The sequence below is a fragment of the Rhodopirellula sp. UBA1907 genome, from assembly GCF_002337565.1.
Classification (GTDB): Bacteria; Planctomycetota; Planctomycetia; order Pirellulales; family Pirellulaceae; genus Rhodopirellula; species Rhodopirellula europaea.
Genome location: NZ_DDGH01000033.1, coordinates 1 through 2,600 on the forward strand (window position 1 = coordinate 1; position 2,600 = coordinate 2,600).

At 54.0% G+C, this 2,600-nt stretch carries 5 protein-coding genes; all 5 read left to right on the forward strand.

Features of this window, described 5'->3' with window-relative positions; translation table 11 throughout:
• Positions 1-247: hypothetical protein (locus tag B2R17_RS07190; protein WP_286763425.1), on the forward strand; the 247-nt coding region annotated here is incomplete at its 5' end.
• A 160-nt stretch (positions 248-407) separates the two neighbouring features.
• The gene (locus B2R17_RS07195) at positions 408-797 is read left to right on the forward strand and encodes a hypothetical protein (protein ID WP_286763426.1); all 390 of its coding nucleotides are present in this window, start codon (positions 408-410) and stop codon (positions 795-797) included.
• Between the two features lie 168 nt (positions 798-965).
• Positions 966-1,250, forward strand: coding sequence for a hypothetical protein (locus B2R17_RS07200; protein WP_008688545.1), 285 nt, complete (start codon positions 966-968; stop codon positions 1,248-1,250).
• 224 nt (positions 1,251-1,474) lie between these two features.
• Positions 1,475-1,915, forward strand: coding sequence for a hypothetical protein (locus tag B2R17_RS07205; RefSeq protein ID WP_286763427.1), 441 nt, complete (start codon positions 1,475-1,477; stop codon positions 1,913-1,915).
• 153 nt (positions 1,916-2,068) lie between these two features.
• Positions 2,069-2,470 (forward strand): WapI family immunity protein, encoded by a 402-nt coding sequence (locus B2R17_RS28485; protein ID WP_422662594.1) that lies wholly within the window; start codon positions 2,069-2,071, stop codon positions 2,468-2,470.
• Positions 2,471-2,600 lie beyond the last annotated feature (130 nt).

The window sequence follows — 2,600 nt, forward strand, 5'->3', positions numbered from 1 at the left end:
AGAACCAACCATTCTTGAACATCGTCAGATCAACGATACCAAAACGGACTACACGCTTGGTGCCGTTCAACGCATTGACGAATTCCCAGAGAATCCGGATGCTATAGCGGAGCGTAAACGGAATGCGTGGCGGAACGACCGTGGCGCGTTGCTCGGTTGCGGTGTCGTTGGGATCATACTCCTGTCGATACTCATTTCTGCCATCGCGTTCTGGTGGCATGTAATCACAGGCACGCCGTTACGGTAGTTCACCGGGTCCGCTAACACGGGTTTTACGCTGAGGCCTTCGGCACACCGCTGTCGTTTGTTCAAGCCTCCATCTGCTGGTAGAATCTCTCGTAGTTCAGACATCGTTCGCTTCGTTCAGGGCGGTGTCGTAAAAACCTTCCGTTGTGCGGCAACAACCAATGGAGAAATTCAACTTTGCCACTGCTTGGATTTTCGCTTCGGTAACCGCTGATGGTGGCGTTGACCTTCCGTTGCTAATTGGCGCGGCCGACTCTCTCAATCACGCGATCCCAACTGTTGGCGAAATAACTCGCTCGCTCAAGGCGTTGTGTCGTTGCGGACTCGTGGACATCCGTGATGGTCGCATCCTGCTCACTCCTCACGGTCGCACTGTTGCCGACGATGGTTTCGCGCGTCGCGGCGGGCGTTTCTCTATCCCCGACAACATGCGCAAATCGCTCGATGCGGCGAACCATCCATCGGTCGACTCGGAACCCGACATCTCGTTCGTCACCGATGAAACCGTGTCGGCAGCATTCCAAGAATACCGCAAGATGTTGGGAACCTAATTGGCACTTCAGTTGCCGCACAACATGGTTTTTACGCTAAGGCCTTCGGCGCACCTTCCACGTTTGGCTATGCGGGCTGGCCTTGGTACAATTATCGTAGTTCAGGCATCGTTCGCTTCGTTTAGGGCGGTGTCGTAAAAACCTTCCGTTGTCGGACCTCAGATTTCTATGTCGCAACTCTACGATCTGCTGGAGAACGTTAACGATCGCGACACGTTTCTCGCTTTTGTCCGCGCCTTGGCTGACGAACGCGAGGCCGCTCAGCAGCTCGAACGCGACGAACCGACGCGCTACATGCTCGGAGGTGCTCACGATTGGCAAAACGGCGACATTTCCTCCTACCTCTATGCCGCCTGCGAATACTTCAACGACCGGCCATTATCGCCACCGGAGACCGAACCAAGCTGGCGAATGTTCGCTGACTTTCTCTGGTGCGGTAAAATTATCGAATAGCGACGCCGACATATCGTATTGCTCGCGGCCGCTTACGGGCGTCGCGTGTTGGATCGCTGGCTGGCGGTTCAACGGTCCGACAACATGGTTTTTACGCTAGGCCTGCGGCACACCTTCGTCCTTTGGGAACGATCGCTGGCTTTGGTACAATCTCTGGTAATTCAGGCATCGTTCGCTTCGTTTAGGGCGGTGTCGTAAAAACCTTCCGTTGTCCGCTCCTAGTCATGCGTCACTCGACATCCGACAACTCGGTTCGCCTCGACATCCCAGACGATTGGGACATTTGGGATGGTGGAGACGACGATCTCTTCGTTGCTGCCGCACCGGAAGAAGACGAAAACGAGATTCAGCCACAGCTCTTGGTGGCGTGTGAATCAAACACGGCTTCCAGCTCCGAATCGTACATGGTCGGCAACGTTGCTTTTCTGCAATCCGGTGTCGCAGACTACGTAGGGCACGGTAGCGGCTCGTTTTCCTGCGATTGCTACGATGTAGCATGGCACGAATTTACGTCGTCACAAACTGGATTTACGCTAACCGCGATTTCATATTTCATTGTTTTCGGCAATTCTGCCTATCAATTCCAATTTAGGGCACACCCTGATCTATTCGGGCGCTGGCGATCTGCATTCGAGGCGATCGTTCGCACACTGACCTTCACGTAGCGGGCGGACAACATGGTTTTTACGCTAGGCCTTCGGCACACCTTCCCTGTTTGGCGACGCGGGCTGACCTTGGTACAATTTCTTGCAGTTCAGACATTGCTCGCTTCGTTCAGGTCGGTGTCGTAAAAACCTTCCGTTATGTGCCGCAGTCTAATGAGAATCGACGGTGATGATGACTGCTGGTTCACGCTCGAACCCATTGAGACCGATCCGATGGGTCGCCGTGATGTTCGCGCCGTTGTCTCGTTCGCTGGCCGTGGATTCGCTGCCTCAAACTCATCCGTATGGTTCGATGGTGATTCCATCACGTCGTTTCTTGCTGGCTTGCGTCAACTTGATGCTAAGCGTGAGGGTAACGCAACTCTCGAAACGATGTCGCCCAACGAATGCGTACTCAAATTCCGCAACTCTGACGGCCTTGGGCATCTGTCGCTGGACGTTTCCATCACCGCCGGTATCGGCACGCAACGATCAACCTGTAATTTGAGCTTTACTCTCGATCCAACATCGTTCCCAGCAATCGTTAAACAAATGGAAGCCGCACTGGTAGTTTAGCGGCACATAACATGGTTTTTACGCTGAGTCCCTTCGGGCACACCTTCGTCCTTTTGCAACGCCCGCTGACCTTGGTACAATCTCGCGTAATTCAGACGCCGCTCGCTTCGTTCAGGGCGGTGTCGTAAAA